We start from the raw sequence: 25,596 nt of genomic DNA, 5'->3' as shown, positions 1-25,596 counted from the left end.
GCACCCGCATTGATTGATGTTTTATGTGAAATAATCTAACAACTAGATTTTAATAATATCGGTTGGGGTCTCTACTAAAATAGTTTTTTTGCCTCTTAATGCAATAGGTTGTTTCATGATTTCTGGATTGCTTCTTATCATCTTAATCCAGTCTTCTGAAGAAAAATTATGATGCTCAAAACGCGATGTATATGCTGGATGCTCTTGGTTAACTAAATCTTTTATTTCTATATGTAATCTATCTGCCAATTCTGTGATTTGTGTTCCTGTCAATTTTACTTTTAAGATATCAATATCTTGAATCGGTAATCCTTCGGCTTTGGCGTATGCCAAAGTTTGTTTTGCTCTAACAGATTTAGAGCTGTAAAACAAGGTAATTTGTCGGTCTGATGTCGCTATTTCTCCCATAAACAGTTTAATTATTTGTTTTTTGTGTTTCTAAATATTTCTTAAGGATTTGTTTTAGACTCTCTAAATAGTCTTCCATTATTTTTTTATCTATATGTGGATGATCAGTTGCAGGAATGGTCATTGGGTTCTCATCCAGCGTGCGATAGAGCTCAGGATAATTGGTTTCAATATTAAATGTGAGCTGTGTGATTTCTTTTAAGATGTTTTTTAAATTATTCATAGTGTAAAATTTTAGATTATTCATAACGTAAGGCGTCAATTGGATTTAATTTGGCAGCCTTTCTTGCAGGAAAATAACCAAATGTTATACCTACAAAAACAGAAAACCCAAAACCTATTAAAATAGAAGATACAGATGTAGGAATAACAAAATTGGTTAATTTATAGACCACCTGATTTCCTATAATACCCAGAATAATTCCTATTATACCACCTACTAAACTTAGGGTAATCGCTTCTATTAAAAACTGAATTAATATATCACTCTCTCTTGCTCCAATGGCAAGTCTTGTGCCAATTTCTCGAGTGCGTTCTGTTACAGATACCAACATAATATTCATAATACCAATTCCTCCAACTATTAAAGATATACTTGCAATAGCTCCTAAAAGAATGGTTAGTATACCAGTAATGTTACCCGTTATTTCTTGTAATTCCACTTGCGTCGTAATATCAAAATCATCTTCTTGTGTTGGTAATAATTTATGTGCTTCTCGCATTAAGATAGTGGCTTCAAATTTGGCATCATCAATAGCATTTTCATTAATTGCGCTCGCCATAATCATATCATAGCCTCCGTGATATCCATGAAGTCTATTTTGAACTGTGGTATATGGGGCAATAATAAGATCATCTTGATCTTGTCCCATAGCGCCTTTGCCTTCTTCTTTTAATAAACCAATTACAGTAAATGGAATTTTATCTATTCTTATTTGTTTTCCAATTGGGTCAAGTCCTCCAAATAATTCCTCTTTAATGGTCTGACCTATAACACAACCTTTACTCGCATTTTTAACATCTTCTTCTTTAAAAATAGTTCCTGAAACTATGTCTCTACTTAAAATATCAAAATACTCATGAGATACGCCATAAATAGCTGATGTTTTATAGTTGTTAGGGCCAATGGCTTGGACACCAAATATGACCAATGGCGACAATTTTGAAATCCAAACAGCATTTTTTTGTAAAATTTCAAAATCCCTTTTATTAATTGGTTTTCCCATTCTTACATCTGCTCCTGCTCTATGTTCGTGCTTGGTATAAATCATTAATAAGTTTGTTCCTAAATTAGATATTTGAGATTGAATTTGTTTGGTAGCACCTTCGCCAGCAGAAATCGTCATAATTACAGCAGCCACACCAATAATAATTCCGAGCATAGTTAACAGGCTTCGTCCTTTATTTTTATTGATGGCTTTAAAAGCGACTTTAAATAACTTAAATAGCTGTTTCATTTTATATCATTTAAGCTGTTGCTTCCAGATCTTTTAAAGCACTTGCTTTTGTGCTTCTGTTTTTAATAATTTTATCGGTTAAAATTTTGCCGTCACGTAAATAAATCATGCGTTTTGCAAACTGTGCAATTTCTTCTTCATGGGTAATTATTATAATTGTTTTTCCTTCATTATTTAGTTTTACAAAAAGGTCTGCAATATCAATACTATTCATGCTATCCAGATTCCCAGTAGGTTCATCGGCAAGAATAAGCGCAGGGTTGTTAACCAAAGCTCTGGCAATGACTACACGTTGTTGCTGTCCGCCAGAAAGTTCATTGATTTTATGGTATATGCGATCTGCTAAGCCAACTTGTTCCAATGCTTTTTTAGCAAGTTCCTTAGAGTTAGAAAAGCGACCTGTTCTATCATACACTAAAGGTAACTCAACATTTTCGAGAGCTGTAGTTCGAGACAACAAATTATAACTCTGAAAAATGAATCCTATTTTCTGATTTCTAATATCTGCTAATTCATTTTTATTTAAGGTATTAACGCGTACACCGTCTAAGTTATACTCACCAGAAGTTGGTCTGTCTAAGCATCCAATAATATGCAATAAAGTAGATTTTCCAGAACCAGATGCCCCCATAATAGCAACAAATTCACCTTCTTCAATAATCAAATCTATTGCAGTAAGGGCATTTACTTCTATATCTCCATTTTTAAATATACGACTTAATTTTTTTGTTTCTATGACTCTTTTTGTTTCCACCTTACTTTTTTTCTTTAATGCTGTTAATGATTTTATCTCCTTCTCTAAGTGGTGTCTCATCTAAAAACTTTTTTATCTCAGATTCTAATCCAGATGTTATTCCTGTTTCTATGAATTTGAAATCTATTTTTCCTGTTTCGTCTTTATAAAAAAAGCCATTGATGTGTGATGGCAAATTACTTTTGAAATTAGCAGGGGTATAGGTTTCTTCGTTCGTAATCGCTTCTATAAAATTTTGTCGAATTGAATCTACTAATAGCCATTTTGTTTTTTCTTTTAGAACAGGTTTTATGTCTTTTAGCATGGCTTCGTTAGGTCTAAAGCGCAAAGCAGAATTATTAATAAATAAAACATTGTAAGCCGTATCTAAAATAAACTCTAGATTCGTAGTCATTCCAGGTAATAACATTCCATTTTTATTGTCTACATCTACCACAACTTGATAATTAACCACGTTATTTATTTTTATGGGTTGTAAACGGATTTGGCTAACTAGTCCATAAAATTTAACTTCAGGAAAGGTTTGTACTGAAAAACGCACTTGCATACTGTCTTTTATATAGCCAATATCGCTTTCATCTACATCTGCCAGAATTTGCATTTTAGATAAATCTTCTGCTATAATAAACATTCGAGGTGTGGCAAAGCTTGCAGCAACAGTTTGTCCTTCTTCAACTGTTCGTTCGATTATAGTGCCATTTATAGGTGATTTAATACGCGCATAACTCATACTAACTTCTATGTTTTTTACTGAAGCTTCGGAGGCTTTTTTACTGCTTAACACCTGCTCGTAAGTATATTTAGAACTGTTGTATTGTTGCTCTGAAATCACCTTTTCTTTGTACAATACTTTATTTCTTTCAAAGTCTTCTTCAGCTTGCTTAAACCTCGCTTCGTTTACGGCTAAATTTGCTTGTGCCGTTAACAGGTTAGTTTGTAAAAGTCTTAAATCCATTTCGGCTAATAATTGTCCTTCGTTTACCTTATCATTATAATCCACATAAATTTTTGAAATGGTACCAGATATTTGCGTACCAACTTCTACTGTATTAATGGCTTCTAGTGTTCCTGTACTAGAGACGATAGCTTCAATATCTCCTTTTTTTATAGTAGTATAGGTGAACTCCTGTTTTTTGTTTTCTAATTTTGGTTTAACAACAAAATAACCTATAACAAGTAGTGCTATAATCCCTAATATGATGGTGGTAGACTTTTTCATGTCTGTTTAATATTGTCCTATTACTAATTGGTAATCGTAGTACGCTGATTTGTAATCTGAAATGGCTTGTAACCAGAAAAGACGCGCTTGGGTATATGATAATTCGGCGTTATTGACTTCTAAAAAGGTTCCGACACCTAATTGATAGCGTTTTTTTGTGAGTCTTAAAGCCTCTTCCGTAAGGTTCATGTTTTCTTTCTGAACTTCAGTTTTTTGTTTGGCAAATTCGAGTTGCGATAACAGTACTTGTAATTGCATTTTGGTAGCTTCTGTAGTGTATTCTTTTTGTTCTTCGGAAATGTTTTTAGCTATTTTAGCTTGCTGTAGTTTGTTTTTAGTGATGTTGCCATTAAAGATGCTAAATTGTAATTTTAAGCCAACAAAACTCGTATTTATCCAGCGGTAATCTGAGAAATGAAAGCCGTCTTCTTGTGCTTGGTAATTATAAGCTCCTACAGCATCTAGAGTGGGGAAGAAGGCTGATTTTGCTAGTTTTATCTGGTTTTTTTTTACTTCAATATCTATTTCTAATTGTTTTAAAGTACTGTTTTGAGATAATAGTTCTGAAGGATTTTCTTCAAAAACAAGTTCGTGTTCTAATAATGCTACGGATTCTGTTAATTTTAAAATGTCATTTTTTTTTAAGCCCAATACTAATTTTAAATTATTAGCCAAGGGGAGTATGGTGTTTTGTGCTTCTAATAAACTATTTTTTGCTTGGGCTACTTGAACTTTTGCGGTGGTAAAATCATAATCGGTTAGTGTCCCTAGTTTCTTTCTTTTTTCTATATCTATAAAAGTTTCTTGAGCACTTTTTAATTGCTTTTGTCGCACTTTCACCATTTCTTGAGCAATTAAATAGTTGAAGTAGGCTTTTTTAATGCTATTTATCACATTTAGTCGTGTATTTCTAGCTACTTCATTTTGATAGTTAAGCCTAGTTTCTATAAGCTTTTTATTGTTGTTATTAAAATGAGAAAATATGGGTACGGAAAGATTTAATGTAGCTCTATAATCATTATCCGCTCCAAGCTCAGTTACACCTCCTCCCATTCCAAAAGCAGTTGGCAAGAAAATAACCTGTCGATTAATATTTCTGTTATAATTTGCAGAAGCATATAATTTGGGTAAAAAATTACCTTTGGCTTCTTTTAGAGCAAATTCTGAGGTGTAAACTTGATAGTTTGCAATGATAATATCTGTGTTTTTATCCAGTGCTAGCTTAATTGCGGATTCTAAATTAAGCGGAATACTGTCTTGCGCATAATTTGTATGAGTAACTAAAATGATAGCTAAAAGAAACAGAATTTTTGTTTTGTTCAATTTCATGTTTTAAGCTCATTTAAAACAACAAAATATATTTAAAAATGGAACAAAACAATGATTTGGGTCAGTTTGAATAGTGTAGATAAAAGATTATGTTAGTTAAATACAATCAAGTATTTTAAAATAAGTTTAGAATTAAAAAACGGCTTAAAGAATTTGAGATGTTATATTAGTATCCAAAGCCTATGTTAATAATGGAAACAAAATATATTTATACATTTCCATAAATTGGAACGATAAAATTTCCGTTTAAAAATTCCTTTGGGTCAATTTCACTTTGTAAAATGACTCCTTTAAAAGAGGATTCTAATAGCAATTGAGCCGATTGTATTAAAGGTGCTGCCGTTGTTGTTTGTATGGCTCTTAATTGATGCTTGCCTACTTTTTGTGGTAGAATTTTCTTTGAGATTTCATTTCTTCGTAAGATTCCATGAGTATCTTTACCTTGTACTGCCGCATATACTATAATTTGGTCATCTTCAATATGCGGAATTTGTTTTTCCATAATCAGCTGTAAGGCTTCAATAGGTCTATCAATAGTACCCAGATTATTAATTTGTTCCTGTACCCAAGCATAATGTCCTGAATGTCTCAAAGTCTTATAGTCAAGTGAATTTACTTGTCCTGATAAAGCATCTGGTAAGTTGGCTGCACCTCCTGAAGTTAAATCTTCTTCATAGGTAATCCCATCAATTATTATTGCAGCACGTTCCGATAAAGAAGGACGCCTTGTTTTCTTGAAATCACGAATCACTTCGGCTTCTTTTATATATTCTGTAGCAACACCTACAGGACTCCATGTAAAACCATAATAATGAGGTGCAACAGCATTTTTTGTAAGTGCTCCAACCTTAAATACTAGAGAGTCTACTTTGTCTACTTGAAAATCAGTGCAAAATTCTTTAAAAAGATGATTTGCCAATACGTCAATATAGCCTGGCGCAAGACCCGATTGGAGTACAAAACCTGTAGTTGCATCTTTTGCTAATTTTATGATTTGTTGGGTTTCTGCAATATATTCTGTCAGGTTTGCATAGTGCATATTATAATCTTTAGCATAACCTGCTATTTTTGGTGCTAGGGTTCCTGGTAGGCAATCTAGGATGATCTCTCCTTGCTTAAAGATTTCTTTCATCTCTTTAGTAAGACCTTCTTCAGAAAGAAGAAATGATTCTATGTTACAAGATTTAGTAATGCCACTTTTAATCCATTCTACTAGTTTTTGTGCTTTAGAATGTGTTCTATTACCTATGTAAATTGTTGGTGGGACTTTGCTCCATTCTGACAATATAAGTGCTACAGCTTGGGCAATGCCACCTGCTCCTGCTATTATAATAGTATGGTGTTTTTTCATGTGATTATATCTGTTTTTTTAATCGTTACCTGTAGAATCATCCTTTTGGGAGATAATATTTTTAAGAGGCTCGTTTCTTAAGCTTAAAGTTAAATAAAAACAATTTGATAACTATAAGTAACCGTTACAGGTTAATAGTAAGTCCAGAGTATTTGGTAAAAATACAAGTACTACTTGTAAACGACTATGATATCAATCAATTGAATTAGGAAAGTAGGTGGTGCTTTTATTTACAATAAATACAACACTCGATATGACTTGATGGGTGTTAGTTTGTCTTTTTTTGCTTTATATTTTTAAAGCCAATCTTTGGTCTAGATTCCTGATCTTTTTGTTCTAACTCCTCTTCCAATTTTTTATATCTACTAATGTCTTTAATGGTTACAACTACTGCAACTACATGACCTTCATTATCAATTATGGGTCTGCCGCTTAATAAAACCCTATGCATTTCTTTGGTTTCTAAATCTTTTAATATGATGTCTACATTGTCAGTAACTTCGCCAACTAAAGCACGTTCGGCAGGAAGGTCTTGTACTGGAAATGTTTTCTTCCCGTCTGGAAACAGAACTTTAAAGTGGTCAGAAAAATTGATAGGAATTTTAGAATCGTCTTCTATTCCAAAAAGGGCATTGGCAACATCGTTAGCTAATATCACTTCTTTACTGGTATTTGCAACAAGCACGCCATCATTAATATTTTCCAGAATCATATTTAGTTTTTGTTGGCTTTCATATAATGCGTTTAAAGTGTTTTCCTTTTCTTCTTCAAGCTTTATTTTTTCAGTAATATCTGTAGCAATAGCGTATAATGTTCCAGTTGTTTTATCGGCTGTTGCATTCCATGACAACCATTTTACAGAACCATCTTTGCATATCCAACGGTTTTTAAAGTTGATTACGTTTGTTCCTTTTTTAAGTTTTTTAATTTCTTCTTTTGTTAATTCAATGTCTTCAGGAAAAATAAAATTTGTAAACGGTTTTTTTAAAAGCTCTTTATCATTATATCCTAATATCTTACTTAAAGAAGGATTTATTTTTATGAATTTGTTTTGTGAAGCAATGACCAAGCTATCTATAGAGATGTTAAAAAAAGCATCGGCAGCTTTTAAAGATTCTGATAGTTTTTTTCTTTCGGTTATATCTGTTGAAATGGTTCCGATAGCATATAGTCTATTTGAAGTATCCTTTAATGGAAACTTAACTGATAAAAAGGTATGAGGTGTTCCTGATATTTCTATAATTTCTTCGACTTGAATGTCTTTACCTGCTTTTATAACATCTAAATCTGCACTTCTATATTTGTCTGCAATGTCCTTTGTTAAAAAGTCGGCATTTGTTTTTCCAATTAAATTGGTCTCTTTTGCTTCAAAAAATGTTTGGTATTGTTTGTTTACTAATATGTATTCTCCATTGATTTTTTTAACCGAAATCGCATTTGTAGTGTTATTAATAATGGATTGCATTAATTTTTGATTCTTTAGTAGTTCTTCTTCTGATTCTTTTTTAGCTTTAAGTTGTGCTTTGAGAATAAAATAAACAGTGGTTAACATGCCTATGGAAAGCACAATTAATACTAAAGATATCCAATGCCATAATTTATTGGTTGATAAAGGCATGTATTTCCAGTAAATTAGACCAAGTGCTATGATTACAACTATGTTAATTATATAGCCTAGTAGAATTTTTCTTTCAAACGAGACTTTCATTTTATTGTATTTAGATTAGTGAATAAAGAACACTCTAATATTTTTGTAATTGTTTTAAGTAACACCTTGTATTTATTGATACACCAGTTTAATAGTGATTTGTAATTCGGAAATGTTTTTTTTATTTGTTTCTAAAGTTTTTCGTGGTTTTAATTTTATTAAATAAAGATAGAAAAACATCATTTCTTGGTAAATGACCTAGGTCATTTGTTAGACCTGATTAGGGGCGTAAATTGAGTTTTAAATTGAAAAAGTAGTGCAATGAAAACAATCTTGTATGCTACCGATTATTCAGAAAATTCCGAATTAGCATTAAAGTATGCTCATAACATGAGTGTTAAAATGAAAGCTAAATTATTAGTGATTCATGTTTTTGATAATCCTACATTTTTGGTGTTTAGCTTTGGTGTTCATGGATTGATTGCGGATTCCGTTCGTCCACCAGCAACAAAAGGTGAGTTGATTACATTTCCGCTTTTAATGTGGGTGTTTCAGACTATCATGTTTTTAGTGTTTGTGTTCTTAATTAGTCCTATTCATTATCCTGATGTTTTGATGGATATGTGATGAAAATATTTGAAAAGTTAAAACAAATATGTATAAATTATTTAAAATTATTAGAGCAATAACGTATGTCATGGTAATATTGATTTTAGCGAGTTGTTCCTCTGCTAGAATGACAGACACTTGGGTTAATAAAGCGCTTATTATTTCTCATCCTAAAAAAGTTTTAGTTGTTGGTTTAACAGAAAATCTAACGGCAAGGAAAATATTTGAAGAGCAATTAAAAACAGAACTTAATAAAAGAGGCATAGAAGCTGTTGAAAGTTATGATGTATTTGAGTCAACATTTACAAGCTTAAAGCAAACGGAAAAAGATATTCAAAATGAAATAAAAAAACTTACTCAAGACGGTTTTGATGCAATATTGATATCTGTCGTAAAGGGTGTTGATGAAAAAGAATCTTACAGTGGTGATCGATATATGATGGATTATTATTGGCGAGGTTTTGGATGGTATTATTTCCTATATCAAGACGCCTATTTCATTGATGGCTATTACGATAGATACAAAGTTTACCACATTGAGTCTTCTTTATATAATTTGAAAGCGAATAATGAAAAATCCTTGGTTTGGGTAGCATCCTATAATCTGGTGGATCCGAGACAAATCAATTCTTCTGTTTCAAATTATGTAAAAGCGATTATAAAGTCGTTAGAGAAAGAACAGATTATACCCAATGCGTTTTAATAAGAAGATTAAAAAATCTACATTTTTATCTCAAAAATCACAAACTAAAATTTAAAGCCTTGTAAATTAATTGTTTACGGGGTTTTTTTATGGAGTCGGAGAGACCATTCATATCCAAAATTTCAATATTAAAAAACTCTTATAAATAATGAATATATTGTTTTAAATACAATGTTATCAGTGCCTTTTTTACGGGTTTGTATGTATTTGTGCTATTGTTGGGATAGTAAAATGTTATGGGATTTTGAATATGCTAATGAAGAATATCACGTACATCATGATATTGCTATCTATAAAGAACAATATGAAGGTAATTGTGAACGAATTCGTAGTTTGGTAGATTATCATAAGTATATGAATGATTTGTCAAAAATAATAGATTGTAGACCGCATTTTTTTAAAACTATTTCTCTAAATTTTTTGTATCAATCTGTTTATGAAGTAAATAAATAACTCAATCATAAAAAAAAGTTTTTTTAATTCCAATTAAAAAAGTTAAATTCGATAGAATTTTTTGACTGATGACCTAAATAGATTTAGGCGTGTGATTTTCTTCCCCAATAATTGTCATTAACCTACCATTATTTTTAACTAATAATCAACCATAATGAAAAGATTTTTAACCATTACTTTCATGGCCATACTATTTTTGGCCTTTTCATGTAAATCAGATAAAGAAGAACCAGCTGAAAAGACTGAGGTTGAGGTACGCCAATGGAAGCCCGAAGACACTAGGCCTCTTGCTGCAGTTAGAGTAGAAAGAGGGTTGACTTTAAAGACCAACCAAGCGACCCCAGGATATGTTTTATTTTCTCCATCAGAAGGTACTAAAACATATTTAATGGATTTAGATGGTAATGTTGTTCACGTATGGAAAAGTGAATTAAACTCAATGCTTAATGGTTATCTTCTAGAAAACGGACATTTAATTAGGCTTGAAAGAGATGATGATTTTCCAACTTTTGCATTTGGTGGTCAAGCCGGTTATATTAGAGAGTATGATTGGGATGGCAATTTACTTTGGGATTTTAAATTGGCAAATGAGACTGAACTTATTCACCATGATATAGAAATCATGCCCAATGGCAATATTTTGGCCATTTGTTATAAAGCTCGAACTCCCGAAGAATCTCTTGAAGCCGGAAGAAACCCAGAAAATCTTCTAAAAGGAGGTCTTTGGATAGATAAAATCATTGAAATTAAACCTACAAAACCAAATGGAGGTGAGGTTGTTTGGGAATGGGATATATGGGATCACCTTATACAGGATTTTGATGCTTCAAAAAATAATTATGGTGTAATAAAAGACAATCCACGTAAAATAAACATTAATATTATAAGTGCAGAAGAAGGCCCGCTAATGAATGAAGAAGAAATCGAGCAAATGAAACAAATGGGTAATATGACATCAAATGCAACGGTTGACAATCAGCACTCCGATCTCACACATGTTAATTCGGTTTCGTATAATGCCGAATTAGATCAAATAGTTTTTAGTTCTCCAGGTTTTGGTGAAATTTATATTATAGACCATAGTGTTTCAACAGAAGAAGCAAAAGGTCCTGAAGGCGACTTGCTTTACAGGTGGGGAAATCCGCAAAACTATGGTAGAGGAACCAAAGAAGATCAAATGCTATTTGGGCAACACGATGTTAAATTTATTCCTAAAGGATATCTTGGAGAAGGCCATTTGATTGTTTTTAATAATGACATCCATAATCCAAACAATAAATTACCTAGTTTAGGTGCCGCATTACAAAAAGCGCAATCGCCAGACCCACAAGTGGCAGTAGGCGATTTTGGTAACTACAGTGCTGTTTATGAGTTCGTTCCTCCAACTAATGATAATGGATCTTACTCTATTCCTGAAGAAGGACCAATTGGGCCTTCTGAACTAGTTTGGGAATATATGGCTCCAGATAAATACTCTTTCTACTCACCATTTATTTCAGGGGCTCAAAGATTAAAAAACGGAAACACGCTAATTACTTCAGGAGTAACTGGTCGTTTGTTTGAAGTTACTCCCGACAAAAAAATAGTTTGGGAATACTGGAATCCATATAATGATCAATATAAATTGCCAGATGGTAGTACATCCCAACCAATAGGACCTTTTAAATATGCACAATATAGAAGCACGCATTTTGATTTGGATTATCCTGCATTTCAAGGAAAGGATTTAAAACCCATTGACACACAACCAGAACCTTTTATTTTTAAAATGCCGCCCCCGCCACCAATGGCAAATGCGAGTGGACAATAAAATAAGTAACCAACCAAAAAACATATAATTATGTCAATAAAAATTATAGGAGCTGGATTTCCAAGAACAGGAACCAATACGCTAAAAGTATCCCTTGTAACTTTGGGCTACTGCAAACATGTGTACCATATGAAAGAGCTATTAGTGAACCCAGAGCGACTTCATTATTGGAAAACTCTCGATGAAACAGGAAATACAGACTGGGAAGCGCTTTATGAAGGATATGATGGTACGGTAGATTTTCCTGGGTATCCATGGTATAAGGAACATATGAAAAACTATCCTGATGCAAAGGTAATTCTTACTATTAGGGATTTTGAATCTTGGTATAAAAGTGTTGATAGTACAGTGTTTAGGGCTGGACCCCAAACCCCAGTTGAAAAAATTAAAATGATAAGTAAATTGCTTTTAAGTGCAAGGACGCGAAAAGTAGTTAAAGTTATTAAATGGTTCAAGAAAGTCTTTTTTGCTGATGAATTGGAAGGTAAGTTTCTAGATAAGGCCTTTGCTGAAAAAGTTTGGAATGAACATATTGCCGACGTAAAAGCAAGTGTGCCAAGCGATAAATTATTAGTTTATGATGTGAGAGATGGTTGGGGGCCGTTGTGTAAATTTTTAGGAGTAAAGGAACCAAAAGAACCGCTTCCACATTTAAATAAAAAAGAGAATTTTAAGGAAATGCTTCCAAAATTAATGAAAGGTCAAATGGTTTAATTATTTATTTCAACACTATCTTTTTCTTATTAATTAATTCTTTTCAAGAATGAATTCAGAAAGCTGGCAAGTTAAAGCCACTATATTGTTAGTGAGTAGTCTTACAATCATGTCCATGATAACTATATCGGCGTCACTTCCTGATATGACGAAATCATTTTCTTATTTACCTAATGCAGCTAGTTTAGTTAAGCTTGTGTTGTCATTTCCTGGTCTTTTTATAGCCATAAGCGCCATAGGTGCAGGATTGATAATTGATAAATTTGGGCGTCTTAAATTGTTAGGAATAGCACTTGTTTTGTATGCAATTGGAGGTAGTTCAGGGTATTGGTTAGATAATATTTATCTTATCCTGGCAGGAAGAGCCTTATTGGGTATTAGTGTTGGAATTTCAATGACGATAGTAACTACATTGGTTGCAGATTATTATCAAGGAAAAGCGAGACAGAAGTTTGCTGGCATACAAATAGCAGTTATGTCTATTGGAGGTATAATATTTATAACACTTGGTGGTTTTTTGGCTGATATTAATTGGAGAGTGCCTTTTTTGCTTTACTTTTTTTCAATACTTATCCTACCATTTACTTATTTGTATTTAAAAGAACCCACAAAATATTTAGAAGTAAAACCATTAGATAAATCTATAAAATCACCTAAAATTATTTGGTTTGTTTTTATAAACATCATGCTGATGTGGATTATATTTTTCATCATTCCAGTTCAGGTTCCCTTTTATTTAAAATCATTAGGTGTTGAAAAAAACGCATTAATAGGTATAGCAATAGCTTCTAGTACTTTTTTTTCGGCTGTTTCAGCTTTTTCATACTCAAAAATAAAGGATAAACTGAATTTTCAACAAGTGTTTTGTTTGGGGTATTTTTTAATGGCCTTGGGATTTATTACAATGGCCATATCATCTAGTTTTTTAATGGTAATATTAGGTGTTATATTCACTGGTTTGGGCATGGGAGTTTTAATACCAAATGCTAATATTTGGGTGATGCAACTAGCACCTATAGAAATACGTGGTAGAGAAATAGGAAGGTTAACCACATTTTGGTTTATGGGGCAGTTTTTATCTCCTATTTTGTTGCTGCCACTTTTAAAAATTATTTCACTAGCCCAATTATTTTATGTTATTTCAATTATTTTAATTGGTTTAAGCTTGTTGTTTTTTATTTTACATTTAAAACGAAAAAAATGAATCAAATATTCAAGGTCTAAAAAGATTTATTATTTCTTGAATTGTAGTTTTTCTTCTATATAATTGTAAATTATATTAACGGCTTCTTCTATAGAACGTTGTTGTGTTATTTCAATATCAGGATTCAAAGGTTTTTCATAAGGCGCACTAATACCAGTCATGTTTTTTATTTCTCCTTTACGAGCCTTAGCATACAAGCCTTTTACATCTCTTCTCTCGCATTCCTCTAAACTAGTGTTCATAAATATTTCAATAAAGTTATGGTGACCTACGGTGTTCTTTATAAAATCCCTATCTTTTCTATAGGGCGAAACGAACGCCGCTAAAACAACAATGCCAGCATCTATAAATAGTTTAGAAATTTCACCTATGCGCCGGTTGTTTTCGGAACGATCCTCTGGTGAAAACCCTAGATTTCTATTTATTCCTTTTCTAATGTTATCGCCATCAAGAACATAGGTTTTAAACCCTTTTTCAAATAGTTTTTCTTCTAAAGTACACGCAATAGTAGATTTGCCTGATCCAGATAATCCCGTAAAAAATATTAGGAAAGAATTATGACCATTGGCTAACATTCTTTCCTTACGTGTAATTATATAATTTTGTTGAAACACATTGTTTTTCATCTTTGAAGTCTATTTTTTTTTTTTTTTTCTAAACCAAAGTTAGATCCGTACCATATTCTTTCATGAAGATAATACAAAATCATTTTTGTAAGCACTTCTGCTATACCAATTTTTAGTCCTGTTAAAGGGTTTCCAGAAATTATCCAGGATAATATAAATGTATCTAAACTACCTATAAATCTCCAACTAAAAGTTTTTAATATGTGTCTTTTCTTACTGTTAGGTAAATTGAATCGATACCAAATACGCTCATGAAAATAGTATAAAATCATTTTGGTGATAAATTCTGATATACCAATCTTTAAACCTATAGTTGCATCCCCTGAAATAAATGTAGATAATATTATAGTATCAAGAGTACCTACCAGTCTCCAAGTTATTGCCTTTAATACATGACGTTTATGTGAATCATCTGCCATTATTTTCTAACTACAAAATAGCTATTCAATAGATCATTCTTATTGTATAACAATTCTTTATTTGTTTCTTTTGAAATAACAGACAGCCCAACGGCTTTACAAATAGCATGTCCGGCTGCGGTATCCCATTCCATGGTAGGAGCAAATCTTGGGTAAATATCGGCCTTCCCTTCTGCAACAAGACAAAATTTTAAGGAACTACCTTTAGAAACTATATCTATTTCTTTGTAGTTTTTTTTCTGTTCATCTATAAAATTAAGGGTATGGTCATTCATGTGCGAACGACTTCCAACCACTCTTAGAAGATTTTCAGTATCTTTTGTAGGAGCGATTAAATCTGTTTTTAAAAAAAAATCTTTATCCGATTCATGTTCATTATTTAAGAGCGTTTTATATGCTTCGCCCTTAGAAACATCGGCATAATAGAGTTCTCTGGTAACTGGAACGTATATAACCCCATAGATTGGGATTCCATTTTCAACCATAGCTATATTTACTGTAAACTCACCGTTTCTTTTAATAAATTCTTTTGTTCCATCTAATGGGTCAACAATCCAACAGGTTTTCCATTTCTTTCGTTCAGAAAATGCGATATTCTTAATTTCTTCACTAATAATTGGTGTTTTTGTGTCCTTTAAATAATGAGTAATAATATTATTAGAAGCTGTATCTGCCTCTGTTAAAGGTGATTTATCTTCTTTTTCAACAATTTTAAATTCATTTTCATAAATTTTTAAAATTTCTTTCCCAGCCTCAACAGCTGCTTTAATAGAGATATTTAAATAATTGTTCACAGAGTATGTTTAGAGGTTGGTTAATTTTTTGAATTTAATAAACTCTTAATTTCTTATTAAAATAGAAAAAATAAATGAATAACGATGAGATTTTTTTATAACACTTTGAAAAAGTGTGCTTTCGAATAATGAGTGAATACATTTTTAAGAGACATAATAAAAACGTTGTTACTTTATCACTTGGTATTTCCGTTGAAATATCGAAAGGGAGTAATCACTAAAGAAATAGGAGAAGGGTTAAAAGATGTTTGTTTGGAAATTTCAGAAAGTTATGAGGTTCATTTTATAGAGATAGGTTATGAGTCAAATCACGTTTATTTTTTAGTTCAAAGTGTTCCAAATTATTCAGTTTCTAAAATGATTGCCATGTTAAAAAGTATTACTGCAAAAGAATTGTTTAAAAGGTTTCCTGAGATTAAGTTGAAAACTGTGGGGAGGTAAATTTTGGACTAGCGGTTTTTATGCCAATACTGTTGGATAATATTCAAATGAGGAAGTGATATGGGCATATGTGAAAAATCAAGTGATGGAGAAAGAATATAAAAAAGTTTATTACATTCTTTTTTTGTAAAGTTATATTCTTATAGAATATGAAAAACAACAATACAAATCTAAAGGACGAAATGGGTATTGTAAGATATTTGTTATTATGTCTATTAACAAATAAAATAATTATTCGAAAGGAATGAAATCATAAATTAGATTAAAGGATTAATTCTAATGTTTCAATATCTTGCAGTACAACAGTTTTTTTATTTAAATTAGGAATGAACTATTCAAAAAATATTTACTTATCATATTTGTAATATGTCTTTATTCATGTTCAAAGAATGAAACTAAGACTTATAAAATAGGTTTTCCCAATGCATTAACAAAGATGATTGGGTAAAGCCATGGATTATGAAATGCAGGTTGAAGCTTCATTGTATTCAGAATTAGATTTGACTATTTTTCAAGTAAATAGAAATGTAGAAACACAGAAAGTCCAATTAAAAAAGGTGCACAGGTTTTTAGTCTAAACGGTTCATTTTTTAAATTAATTAAAATCAAAAACCAAATTCATTTGTAATTTTCCACCATGAATTTTTGTTGAATTAAAGTAATAAGGAATAGATTGCGGACCTGATGCAGAGGCATCTTTAAATTTAGTGCCCATAGCGTTTATTCCGTTTAGAAATGAAATATCTCCCGAAGGATATTCCATCTTGGTTTCACCTGGATCTGTCGCATTTTCTGGAGTTAACATACGTAGAAAAATATCATTACTTTGTACATAAACTTTAAAACCAGGAGTTTCCTTTCCTTGTATTTCAGCCCAATAAATATTTGAATGATACCCTTTAAATTCTGGATACAAGTAACCTGACTCTCCAGTTATGGAGTTGTTATATGCCTTTTCCCAAAGGCCAAAATTAACGCCTTTCATACGATTTTTGTATACACGATAAGGCCCATTTCCTAACCATTTCATACCAGTAATGTATTTTTCTGGAAAGTCAAAAGTAACACCTGCAAATAAACAATTATTGCTTGGTTCATAAGTAATATCAAGACCAACCATACCATTATTGTCAATCTTCCACTTAAAATAATCGTTATTTTCGAATGTGACTTCTATGATTAATTTATTGTTTTCAAAATAATGTTTAGATGCTTTTACTTTTTTATTCTTACTAACAAAAACAGGGCCATTACTTAGTGGAATAAGTACACCCTTTTTTAAGAGTTTAATAATAGTACCATTTTGTTTGTTGAATGTAATATTCAAATTTTCTAATGTTACGTTTAGTTCTGAAGCTGTTTCTTCCAGCCTCGGTTTAGGGGCGGAAGATTGGGGAATTAATTCATCTGTTTTTGTTACAGCATTTTTAACTGGCCAATTCCAAGTGTTAATGTTTTTTCCATATTGATTCGTTGCTACAATACGAAGCGCATCAAATTGCTGCCAATTTTTGGGAAGTTCAACTTGTAATTGTCCTTTATTTGTAGGAGCTAGATTTATTGAAATTTTTTCTGTTTTTCCAATCGTTTCGTTTGCTTGTTCATCGGGTTTTGAAAAATTCACCCATTCAGCTATTATAGAGCATTGATTTAAGTTGGTATAAAAATATCTGTTTTCAATATTTAGTATGCCATTAAATTCTGGGGTTATATATCGCTTTTCAAATTGAATAGGAGCCCATATATCTTTGATAGTAAAATAGCTACCTTCTTTTTCATTATAAGGCCCAACAATACCATCAGGAGCATGGTTTCCGTCTGTGTCCAATTCATTATTTCGGTCGGTACGCTCAACAGCTTCATCTGCAAATACCCATAAAAAACCGCCTGCACAAAGCGGGTCATTCCACATTCTAAACCAATAATCATCTAGTCCTGCACCATGTCCACCATCATAAAGCCCATGGAGAAATTCGGTAGGAAAAAAAACTTTTCGTTTGCTAAAACCGTCATTTGCTAAATAATTATAATTGATATAATGTATTGTATTGGTTAAATCATAATCTTGCCACGGATGAATTACTTTTCGTTTTTGAATGTCTAATTGAGTAAAATCATCGTTTAAATTATTATTCTCTCCGCCTTCATTACCATTACTCCAAAGAATAATGCTTGGGTGATTTACATCATCCGCAATTAATTCTTCCAATAATTTCCTTCCAACAACATCATCGTATGATGGTTTTTGCCATGCGGTTAGTTCATCTAAAACAATCAATCCAATAGAGTCACAAGCGTTAAGAAAATGTTTGTCGGGCGAATAATGAGACATTCGCACAGCATTCATATTCATTTCTTTCATTAAGTTAACGGCTTCTATACTTAGTTCTTTAGATGAGGTTCTTCCGTATTTTGGATGAAAGGTATGCCTGTTAACTCCTTGCATCTTTATTTTTACGTTATTTACATAAATACCATCACTTTCACGAACTTCAATAGTTCTAAAACCAAATCGTTCTTTATATTGATGAACTACTTTACCGTTTTTATCTAAAATAGAAAATAATGCATGATATAAATTAGGCGTTTCTGGATTCCATGTTTTTGGATTTTTAAGTTCCACCGAAACTCTGGTGATTTCTGAAATAATATCTTGATGAAATACAGCTTCAGACTCACCTGTTAAACTTTGAATTTCTATTTGTAATGAGGAAACTTTCTTTGGATTTTTGATATATACATCTGCTTGAAACGAACCATTTGCTTTGGCATCAATAGCAACACGATTTATGTTAATTTGTGGTTTAGCTTCCAAAAATACGGAACGAAAAACTCCTCCGAAAACCCAAAAATCAGCTTTACGTTCTGCAAGGCTAACAGACCTATTATCAGAATGTTTTTTTACAAAAACTTCCAATTTATTTTCTGTGTCAGTCTTAATGAGTTTAGTAATATCATATTTAAATTGATAAAATGCTCCTTGATGTATAGGGCCTGCTAATTTTCCATTTATTTTAACTTCAGCATCCGTCATCACACCTTCAAAAACAATCGTAATTTCTTTGTTTTTCCAGTTTTTTGGTACTTTGAAATTATATCTATATAGCCCAGTTTCATTTTTACGTTCCTCAAATGGATTGGTTCCATAATTATAATTTCCAAAACCTTGTTGCTCCCAACAAGATGGTACGGCAATGGTTGACCATTTACCAGAATTCATCCCGTCTGAACAGAAAAAATCCCATTCAACAGTATTTGTGGCATCTGTTCCTGATAGATATTGTGTTTCGGTTTTTTGCGAAAACACAACAGTAGAAAACAGTAAAATAAATAGTTTAATTAGTTTCATGAAAGTGACAAATTGAATTTAAATCTCTTAAAAAGATACAACTTGTTTTATCTTTTTAAGAGATTTATGTTGAAATAATAGACTTTATTCGAATCGGTAAAGCTTTACTTTAAGTGCTTCTGGTTCACTTTTTTCAAACCTTGCAACACTACCTGTTTTGTTTTGTGCGGCTTCGTCTGCCAAAACGTAATTTAGCATAATATTATCGCCGTTTAATTTTCTGCCAGCAGTCCATTCCCCATTATTAAATTCACCTTCATATACTGAAGCAAAACCTACGGTTTTAGGCCCTGGCGTTGCTGGATAAAAAGTAAATTGAAGTCCCTCACCCGCTAAAATGAATTCATTTGGTGCATTGTTTATAATGATGGCATAACCCATTTTTAGTTTGCTTTTTTGCCCACGTGTTCTTCTCAAAGCAACTTCAATTTTATAATCACCCAAAATAATAGTTTGTTCAGGTTTGTCATCTTTTAAATAAGCAGCCGTAATGGTACCTGAAGATTGTGCCTCTGTTATCACTGGCATCATATCTGCTAATAACTTATAACCTTTGGACAATTTGATATTGTTGTTGTTTTCTTTTCCTCTGTAACCATCAATTCCAAAAGGAGAATAACCAATGCCTTTATGATAACCAATAGTGTAGAAAGCACTTGCAACTCCAATGGAATCTGTAAATGATTCTGGTATGAAAAGTGGATTCCACTTGTGGGTATATAAATCTGTAATTTCTTTAAAATCGGGCAGATAGATATCAGGAGTTAAAATATCGATATGTGGTGCCGCCATACGATATATGTCATGATTGATGGATTGCGGACCACCACTTGGGTAATTCCCTGGGATATGGTCTTCAGGCTGAACAATCCATGCATTTACAAACATAGGTAAATCATATTCGGCTTTTCCTGCCGCGGCTATAGCATCCATATAAGTAGCATATTGGTATGCCATGAAAATTTCGTCTGTACGGTAACCTGTTCCAAATACTTCAGTCCAAGTACCCGAACTTAATGCCCCAGCATCTTCCCATCTCTTTTTAAGTTCTGGTAGTATGTCGTTTTGGTTTTGTTTAATATATGAAATTAAAGCTTCAGGAACTTGTTTAGCAAATTCATTATTAGCAGCTTTAGAATGGTCTCTAGCAGCACCAATAATACCTACTTCGTTCTCCACTTGTACCATAATTACAGTACGTTCTGTATCATTTTTTTTAAGGTGTTTCATTAGGGCTTCAAATGCCTTGGCATCTAAATCTCTAGCTTCCGTACACAAAGGGCTAATAGTTTCTGTGGCATTTCCATCGGCTAATTTTACTCTAGGAAAACGCTTATAATCGGCTTTTACCCAATCAGGGACGTAGTGCGACAGACCATTTTTCCAGCTACCAAACCATAATATCATCAAACGCATATTGTTTTGTCTTGCTTGTTTTAATACGCCATCAAGAAGGGTGAAATCATACTTACCTTCTTTAGGCTCAACTAAATCCCAACTTATGGCAGCAAGTGTGGTATTAAGATTGATTGAAGATAGGTATGGAAAAATAGGTTCCATATAAGTAAGATTTGAGGTACTTGAATTATGAAGTTCTCCTCCTAAAACAAGAAAAGGTTTTCCATCAACAATTAATTGGGTAGCTTCCCCTTTTTTTTGTAAATGCGGTATTTGTTTGTTGTTTTTTGATTGCCCAAATGTATAAAGGCTCAAAAACATAATAAAAATTTTTAATAAAATGTGTTTTGAAAATGTCATGGTTATTTGTTTAGTTATTAATTATTTCGTTACTTATTCTTTTATTATAGCTTCACCCGTCACGCCATTGATGGTAAGTCCAGAGATATCTAAATCGTTTACATGTTTTAATGTAAATCCTTTTTTAGCCGTTATATTACAATTTTCGAACGTTACCCCTAAAATTGGGCTATTCTCAAGACCGCTCATATCTCCTACAGAATCTACAGTGCCCGAAACATTAATAATTTTAATATTTCGCACTATAGGAAGTTTTTTAGCTGGAGGTTTTGGATTAATCATTCGCCATGCCATATTAAACTCAAATGCCTTTCTAGTGTTGTTTAGCGTGATATCTCGGTAAGTAATATTTTCTACAATGCCTCCTCGACTTGGTTGTGATTTAAAACGTATTGGTGCCCAATTTTGAGAATCAATAATACAATTGCGTATTTCAACGTTTCTAATGCCACCTGACATTTCACTCCCCATAGCAACACCTCCGTGTCCATAAGCAAAGTGGCAATTTTCAATAAGAATATTTTCAGAAGGACGATTTACCCGACGACCATCTTCATCTTTCCCGGATTTAATAGAGATACAATCATCATTCACATCGATAAAAGTATCTGAAATATGGATTTTATTGCTCGAATCAATATCTATCCCATCAGAACTAGGAATATTATGGTCGGCAGTAATATTTAACCCTTTAATAGCTACGTCAGTACTATATAGCACAAACAAACCCCAAGATGCTTGATTGTGTATGCGCAATCCTTCTATGTTAACATTTTCACAGTTTTGAATACCTATTAAACGAGGGCGTCCTAATCTTTTATTATGAGATGCTTCTAGTTTTTTTACTCTCCATATATCTCCAGAACCATCTATAGTTCCTTCTCCAGTTAGAGAGAAGTTTTTAAGACTCTCAGCGTTTAATAGCGCAGCTGTCCATATTCTCTCTGTGCCTTCCCAACGGGTTTCTATTTGCGGGTAATCATTTTGATTGACAGATCCTTTTAATGTTCCGTCTTTTTCAATCAAAATATTAACGTTGTTTTTAAGGAATATCGCTCCACTTATAAATACACCTTTAGGAATCACTACGGTGCCACCACCATCTGCACTACACTTGTCAATGCATGCTTGTATAGCTTTCGTGTTCAGAGTAGCGCTATCTCCCTTGGCGCCAAACAGAGTGATTAAATATTCTTTTGGAGGATGGGGTTTTGCAGCGTAAACTAAACTGGTCATTCCAATAAAAAAACAGATTAAAAAGAGTATTTTCTTCATGTATAAAATTATTTTTTTGATGAACCAATAACAATGAATTTAGTTTCATGAGCATTCAAATGCAAATCAATACTAATTGCACCTACATCTTTTGAAATTACTTTTATGGGTGAGATTTCGCCTGAAGCCGCATCCCATAACGTTACATCTCCATTGCCCTTAAACCTTGCTTTTGTGGTTTGTTCTTGGTCACTTTCGTTAAAAAAGAAATACATTTCTGCATCTTTCCATGTGCGATGGAGGTATTTTATACTAGGAATTGATGTTTCAAACCTCACATCTTTTGATGTTATTTTAGATAACATAGCATTTGTTACTTTGCCTGTAGGCTCTATGTATCCCCAATTAAATTCAGATGTATTTTCTGCGTTTAAAAACGTTTTTTCAATAGATAGTTTTGGATGATTGCCCATAAATATAACTTGTCCTCCATGCTTTGTAAAAGCATCCAATCGATTTAAAACCTTTTTTGAAATATAGTTGATGGTAGGTATAATTACAGTAGTATAAATTTGCCCACTCAAATTTTTAAAGCCTTTCTTTTCTAATGTAAAAACAGATTCTAAACCTTGATCATCAACAAAATCATAATCAATCTGATGCTCCGAAAGTGATTGTGCAATATCTAAAGTATTTGTATTTGCAGCTTCATCTCCCATCCATAAGTTACCTGTAGGATGGTAAAGAGCAACTTGTGCTACGGGAATGCCGTTTGATAATAAATAAGAAGCTCTATTGGAATATTTTGCCACGGGTATAAAATCATCATCCCCTAAATATCCATTTGGTACTTTGGTTTCGTTTATAGGCCAAAACATATACTCAAATAAGTTGATTCCTCTTACTAACTGATAATCAATTACCCATTTTGCTTGAGGCACACTAGGTTTAATAGTATATGCCGCAAAACTTTCACTTAAAGACCGTGGTTTACCATACATATGAGCAGCCGATGAGGCCAACTTTGGATAATCTGCCACCTTATCAGGCCAAATTTGTAGCCATATAGCATCTACACCAGGAACGCCAACATGTCTCATAGTTCTAAAAAAATCGCCTCCCGACCGTACAAGACTCATCATTTTTTCTTCGTGATTGAGGTGTACTACATATTCTATACCATTGGCTTTACACCATTCGGCTTGAACATCAAAGAAGTTTTTACCAAACATATAAGACCAAACATCCCAATAATCAGCTTTCATTCGCTGTTGTTCAACGGTTAGGTATTTTATGAAAATCACTCCTAAATAAGGTACAATGTCATAACCTTTTAGTTTTTTAAATTCTTCTGGCAGTTTGGGTGTCCAAGGCGTAAAGCCATAATCTGGTTCATCACCACGGAAACCTAAAACGGTCTTTCCAAATTCACTACCAATGTATTTTTTATATTGAACATGGGTAAACTCAAGGAATTGTTTTGTAGCAAGAGGATTCAAATAATCACATAAAGAATTAGTGGTGTCTTTACCATGCGTAGGATTATTGACAGCTCGGGTAACTGATGTTTTAAACTTATGCTCAATTAATAATATTTCCCAATTACCAGCAGGAGCTTTCCAATTAATACCGTTTGAATTGATAGGAATTACTTGACTACTTTGGTCGTTTTGATTGGTAGCAATGGCACTAATAATGCTTGAAGATGTTTTTTTAGTAAAAGTTTCACCTCCCTTGAAAGGAATTTTTTCTTTGACTACCAGCCCTTGCATTCTCAATTCTGGTTTTTCCTTATTGAATTTACCACCTGCAAAACCACTTGGATATTTACCTTCATCAATAATCCAAACATGCATGTCTCGCTTTTTTGCTTCTTCAACAGCTATTTTAACACTTTCAAACCAACCTTCAGATAGGTATTCAAAAGGCATACCATATCCAGCTTCTATACTTACCGTAAAAAGCCCGTGATTTTTAAAAATATCTAGATTTGCTGCTATTTTTTCTCTTGTTATATTGCCTTCCCACCCCCAAGTAACAGTCTGTGAATAAACAGAGGGATAGTCTTTAAATTTTGAAGCCATTTCTTCCATGGTGGGATTGGAAATCTTTTGCCAAAATTCCTGAGCATGTGTAATGGTACTAAATGCCATAAATGCTAATATGAGAGCCAGATTCTTATTCCATTGTTGCATTTGTAACATGAATTTATGTTTTTATTATTTTAAAATATTTTCCACTTAATACACCGCTACGTCCCATACATTAGCCATACGGGATTTTCCATCAGGACCTTCAATATCTAATACTACTATATATTTACCAGGTTCTTTATATTGGTGTATAGGATTTTGTTCGTCAGAACTAGTACCGTCACCAAAATCCCAATGCCATTTGTTAATTTTTCCTAGGCTTTCGTCTTTAAAAGTTACCTCACGTTTACTCATGTTTGTCACTATGAATGACCATTTGGCTTCAAAAGTATTCTGATATTTTTCCTCCAGTGGTTGCAACGTAAAAATGGTTCCGATACTAGAATTACCATACATTTTATGGTTTTTAGATAAATTCCAAAACCCTTTTTTAGTTTCATCATTCACATCATCGTAATCAATAATAGCCCAGGTAAGTCCAATTTTTTTATTATCGTACAAATTAGATTCCACCGAACGTTCTGGACCTTCAGCACCAGCATAATCAAAAGGTGTAATCCAAAATTCTGCAATCAGTTTACCTGGTTCTCCAGGCTTAAAATCATAAGAATAAGCAATGTTAGAATAAGGTAAATTTTTAATCCAAGGCTGACTTCCCCATGCCAGTGCCCAGTCTTTGCCAACAGCTGGTGTAAAGATGTGGTAATTCTGTGCATGTACCCCGTGAAAGTCAAAATAACGTTGCCTCCAAGATAAGTTTTGATTTGTGTGTTGCTCGTCAATAAGTGGGCCACCAGACAGGTCGCCATCTACTACTATTTCAAAAATATCATTATGTAAACCAGGTAATGAAAAGTCCCAGTAATCATCATAGGCTTCATACAAAAAATACAGACGATTTAAATTTTTTACCCAAGCTACCTTCACTTTTACATCTAAATTACTAGGGTCAGTCTCTGGATAATGTTTAGAATCGTCCCATAACTGATCGGTACCAACAATATATTCCGTAGGGAAGCTATCCCAATCATCTGTATTTCCATCAATTCTTGGAATCATATTGGCAGGGAATTGGTAGATTTTATACCCCCTGTCTTCTTGGGCAAATGCAATTGAACTTAAATACAAAAAAATATTCAGTAAGAGGAGGTGCTTCATTTTATATAACATAAGCTTCATGTT

Annotated in this window: 22 protein-coding genes and 1 pseudogene; 7 read left to right on the top strand and 16 right to left on the bottom strand. The window is 32.7% G+C overall.

The annotated features are described in order from the left end of the window. Positions 1-42 precede the first annotated feature (42 nt). From RHP49_02245 to RHP49_02210, 8 genes are all read right to left on the bottom strand, one after another. Positions 43-408 (bottom strand): hypothetical protein, encoded by a 366-nt coding sequence (locus RHP49_02245; GenBank protein ID WNH13081.1) that lies wholly within the window; start codon positions 406-408, stop codon positions 43-45. A gap of 7 nt (positions 409-415) precedes the next feature. Beyond that, positions 416-631: a hypothetical protein gene (locus RHP49_02240; protein WNH13080.1), complete on the bottom strand. Its 216-nt coding sequence runs from the start codon at positions 629-631 to the stop codon at positions 416-418. A gap of 16 nt (positions 632-647) precedes the next feature. Then, complete coding sequence (locus tag RHP49_02235) at positions 648-1,865, bottom strand: ABC transporter permease (protein WNH13079.1); 1,218 nt, start codon at positions 1,863-1,865, stop codon at positions 648-650. A 10-nt stretch (positions 1,866-1,875) separates the two neighbouring features. Then, complete coding sequence (locus RHP49_02230; GenBank protein ID WNH13078.1) at positions 1,876-2,679, bottom strand: ABC transporter ATP-binding protein; 804 nt, start codon at positions 2,677-2,679, stop codon at positions 1,876-1,878. Beyond that, positions 2,621-3,838: an efflux RND transporter periplasmic adaptor subunit gene (locus RHP49_02225; protein WNH13077.1), complete on the bottom strand. Its 1,218-nt coding sequence runs from the start codon at positions 3,836-3,838 to the stop codon at positions 2,621-2,623. Before RHP49_02225 ends, RHP49_02230 begins: the two co-directional genes overlap by 59 nt. Positions 3,839-3,844: 6 nt before the next feature. Then, complete coding sequence (locus RHP49_02220; protein WNH13076.1) at positions 3,845-5,167, bottom strand: TolC family protein; 1,323 nt, start codon at positions 5,165-5,167, stop codon at positions 3,845-3,847. 208 nt (positions 5,168-5,375) lie between these two features. After that, on the bottom strand, positions 5,376-6,518 hold the full coding sequence (locus RHP49_02215; GenBank protein ID WNH13075.1) for a saccharopine dehydrogenase NADP-binding domain-containing protein: 1,143 nt from the start codon (positions 6,516-6,518) through the stop codon (positions 5,376-5,378). Between the two features lie 268 nt (positions 6,519-6,786). Then, on the bottom strand, positions 6,787-8,226 hold the full coding sequence (locus RHP49_02210; protein WNH13074.1) for a PAS domain S-box protein: 1,440 nt from the start codon (positions 8,224-8,226) through the stop codon (positions 6,787-6,789). Between the two features lie 261 nt (positions 8,227-8,487). On the opposite strand from RHP49_02210, the gene RHP49_02205 reads away from it, so the two are divergent. The 6 genes from RHP49_02205 (at position 8,488) to RHP49_02180 (ending at position 13,659) form a co-directional block, all read left to right on the top strand. Further along, complete coding sequence (locus RHP49_02205; GenBank protein ID WNH13073.1) at positions 8,488-8,793, top strand: universal stress protein; 306 nt, start codon at positions 8,488-8,490, stop codon at positions 8,791-8,793. A 28-nt stretch (positions 8,794-8,821) separates the two neighbouring features. Then, entirely contained in the window at positions 8,822-9,478 is a 657-nt protein-coding gene (locus tag RHP49_02200; protein ID WNH13072.1) for a hypothetical protein, read from the top strand. Between the two features lie 201 nt (positions 9,479-9,679). Continuing rightward, entirely contained in the window at positions 9,680-9,931 is a 252-nt protein-coding gene (locus tag RHP49_02195) for a hypothetical protein (protein WNH13071.1), read from the top strand. A gap of 154 nt (positions 9,932-10,085) precedes the next feature. Beyond that, positions 10,086-11,741, top strand: a complete 1,656-nt coding sequence (locus RHP49_02190; GenBank protein ID WNH13070.1) for an aryl-sulfate sulfotransferase — start codon at positions 10,086-10,088, stop codon at positions 11,739-11,741. A gap of 30 nt (positions 11,742-11,771) precedes the next feature. Then, complete coding sequence (locus tag RHP49_02185) at positions 11,772-12,455, top strand: sulfotransferase (protein ID WNH13069.1); 684 nt, start codon at positions 11,772-11,774, stop codon at positions 12,453-12,455. Between the two features lie 49 nt (positions 12,456-12,504). Beyond that, on the top strand, positions 12,505-13,659 hold the full coding sequence (locus tag RHP49_02180; protein WNH13068.1) for an MFS transporter: 1,155 nt from the start codon (positions 12,505-12,507) through the stop codon (positions 13,657-13,659). A gap of 29 nt (positions 13,660-13,688) precedes the next feature. Here the strand turns inward: RHP49_02180 and cysC are convergent, their stop codons facing one another. The 3 genes from cysC to cysQ are packed head-to-tail and all read right to left on the bottom strand — an operon-like array spanning position 13,689 to position 15,498. Further along, entirely contained in the window at positions 13,689-14,285 is a 597-nt protein-coding gene (gene cysC / locus RHP49_02175) for an adenylyl-sulfate kinase (GenBank protein ID WNH13067.1), read from the bottom strand. Further along, entirely contained in the window at positions 14,282-14,704 is a 423-nt protein-coding gene (locus tag RHP49_02170; GenBank protein ID WNH13066.1) for a DUF2061 domain-containing protein, read from the bottom strand. Before RHP49_02170 ends, cysC begins: the two co-directional genes overlap by 4 nt. Continuing rightward, positions 14,704-15,498, bottom strand: a complete 795-nt coding sequence (cysQ, locus tag RHP49_02165; protein ID WNH13065.1) for a 3'(2'),5'-bisphosphate nucleotidase CysQ — start codon at positions 15,496-15,498, stop codon at positions 14,704-14,706. The genes RHP49_02170 and cysQ overlap by 1 nt, the downstream gene beginning before the upstream one ends. Positions 15,499-15,626: 128 nt before the next feature. Between cysQ and tnpA the strand changes: the two are divergent. Further along, a pseudogene (tnpA, locus tag RHP49_02160) lies at positions 15,627-16,069 on the top strand (IS200/IS605 family transposase). Positions 16,070-16,534: 465 nt separating this feature from the next. Here the strand turns inward: tnpA and RHP49_02155 are convergent. The 5 genes from RHP49_02155 to RHP49_02135 all read right to left on the bottom strand — a co-directional run bounded on the left by RHP49_02155 (position 16,535) and on the right by RHP49_02135 (position 25,572). Next, positions 16,535-19,288: a glycoside hydrolase family 2 TIM barrel-domain containing protein gene (locus RHP49_02155; GenBank protein WNH13064.1), complete on the bottom strand. Its 2,754-nt coding sequence runs from the start codon at positions 19,286-19,288 to the stop codon at positions 16,535-16,537. Positions 19,289-19,372: 84 nt separating this feature from the next. Beyond that, entirely contained in the window at positions 19,373-21,007 is a 1,635-nt protein-coding gene (locus RHP49_02150) for a DUF5597 domain-containing protein (GenBank protein ID WNH13063.1), read from the bottom strand. 72 nt (positions 21,008-21,079) lie between these two features. Then, the gene (locus RHP49_02145; protein ID WNH13062.1) at positions 21,080-22,321 is read right to left on the bottom strand and encodes a glycoside hydrolase family 28 protein; all 1,242 of its coding nucleotides are present in this window, start codon (positions 22,319-22,321) and stop codon (positions 21,080-21,082) included. An 8-nt stretch (positions 22,322-22,329) separates the two neighbouring features. Next, positions 22,330-24,465, bottom strand: coding sequence for a glycosyl hydrolase (locus RHP49_02140; GenBank protein ID WNH13061.1), 2,136 nt, complete (start codon positions 24,463-24,465; stop codon positions 22,330-22,332). A 36-nt stretch (positions 24,466-24,501) separates the two neighbouring features. Further along, on the bottom strand, positions 24,502-25,572 hold the full coding sequence (locus RHP49_02135; GenBank protein WNH13060.1) for a PKD domain-containing protein: 1,071 nt from the start codon (positions 25,570-25,572) through the stop codon (positions 24,502-24,504). Positions 25,573-25,596: the final 24 nt, after the last annotated feature.

The sequence above is a fragment of the Flavobacteriaceae bacterium HL-DH10 genome (assembly GCA_031826515.1).
Lineage (GTDB): Bacteria > Bacteroidota > Bacteroidia > Flavobacteriales > Flavobacteriaceae > Thalassobellus > Thalassobellus suaedae.
Note: the sequence above shows the minus strand (reverse complement) of the source record. Positions and strands in the feature narration are given on the sequence as shown.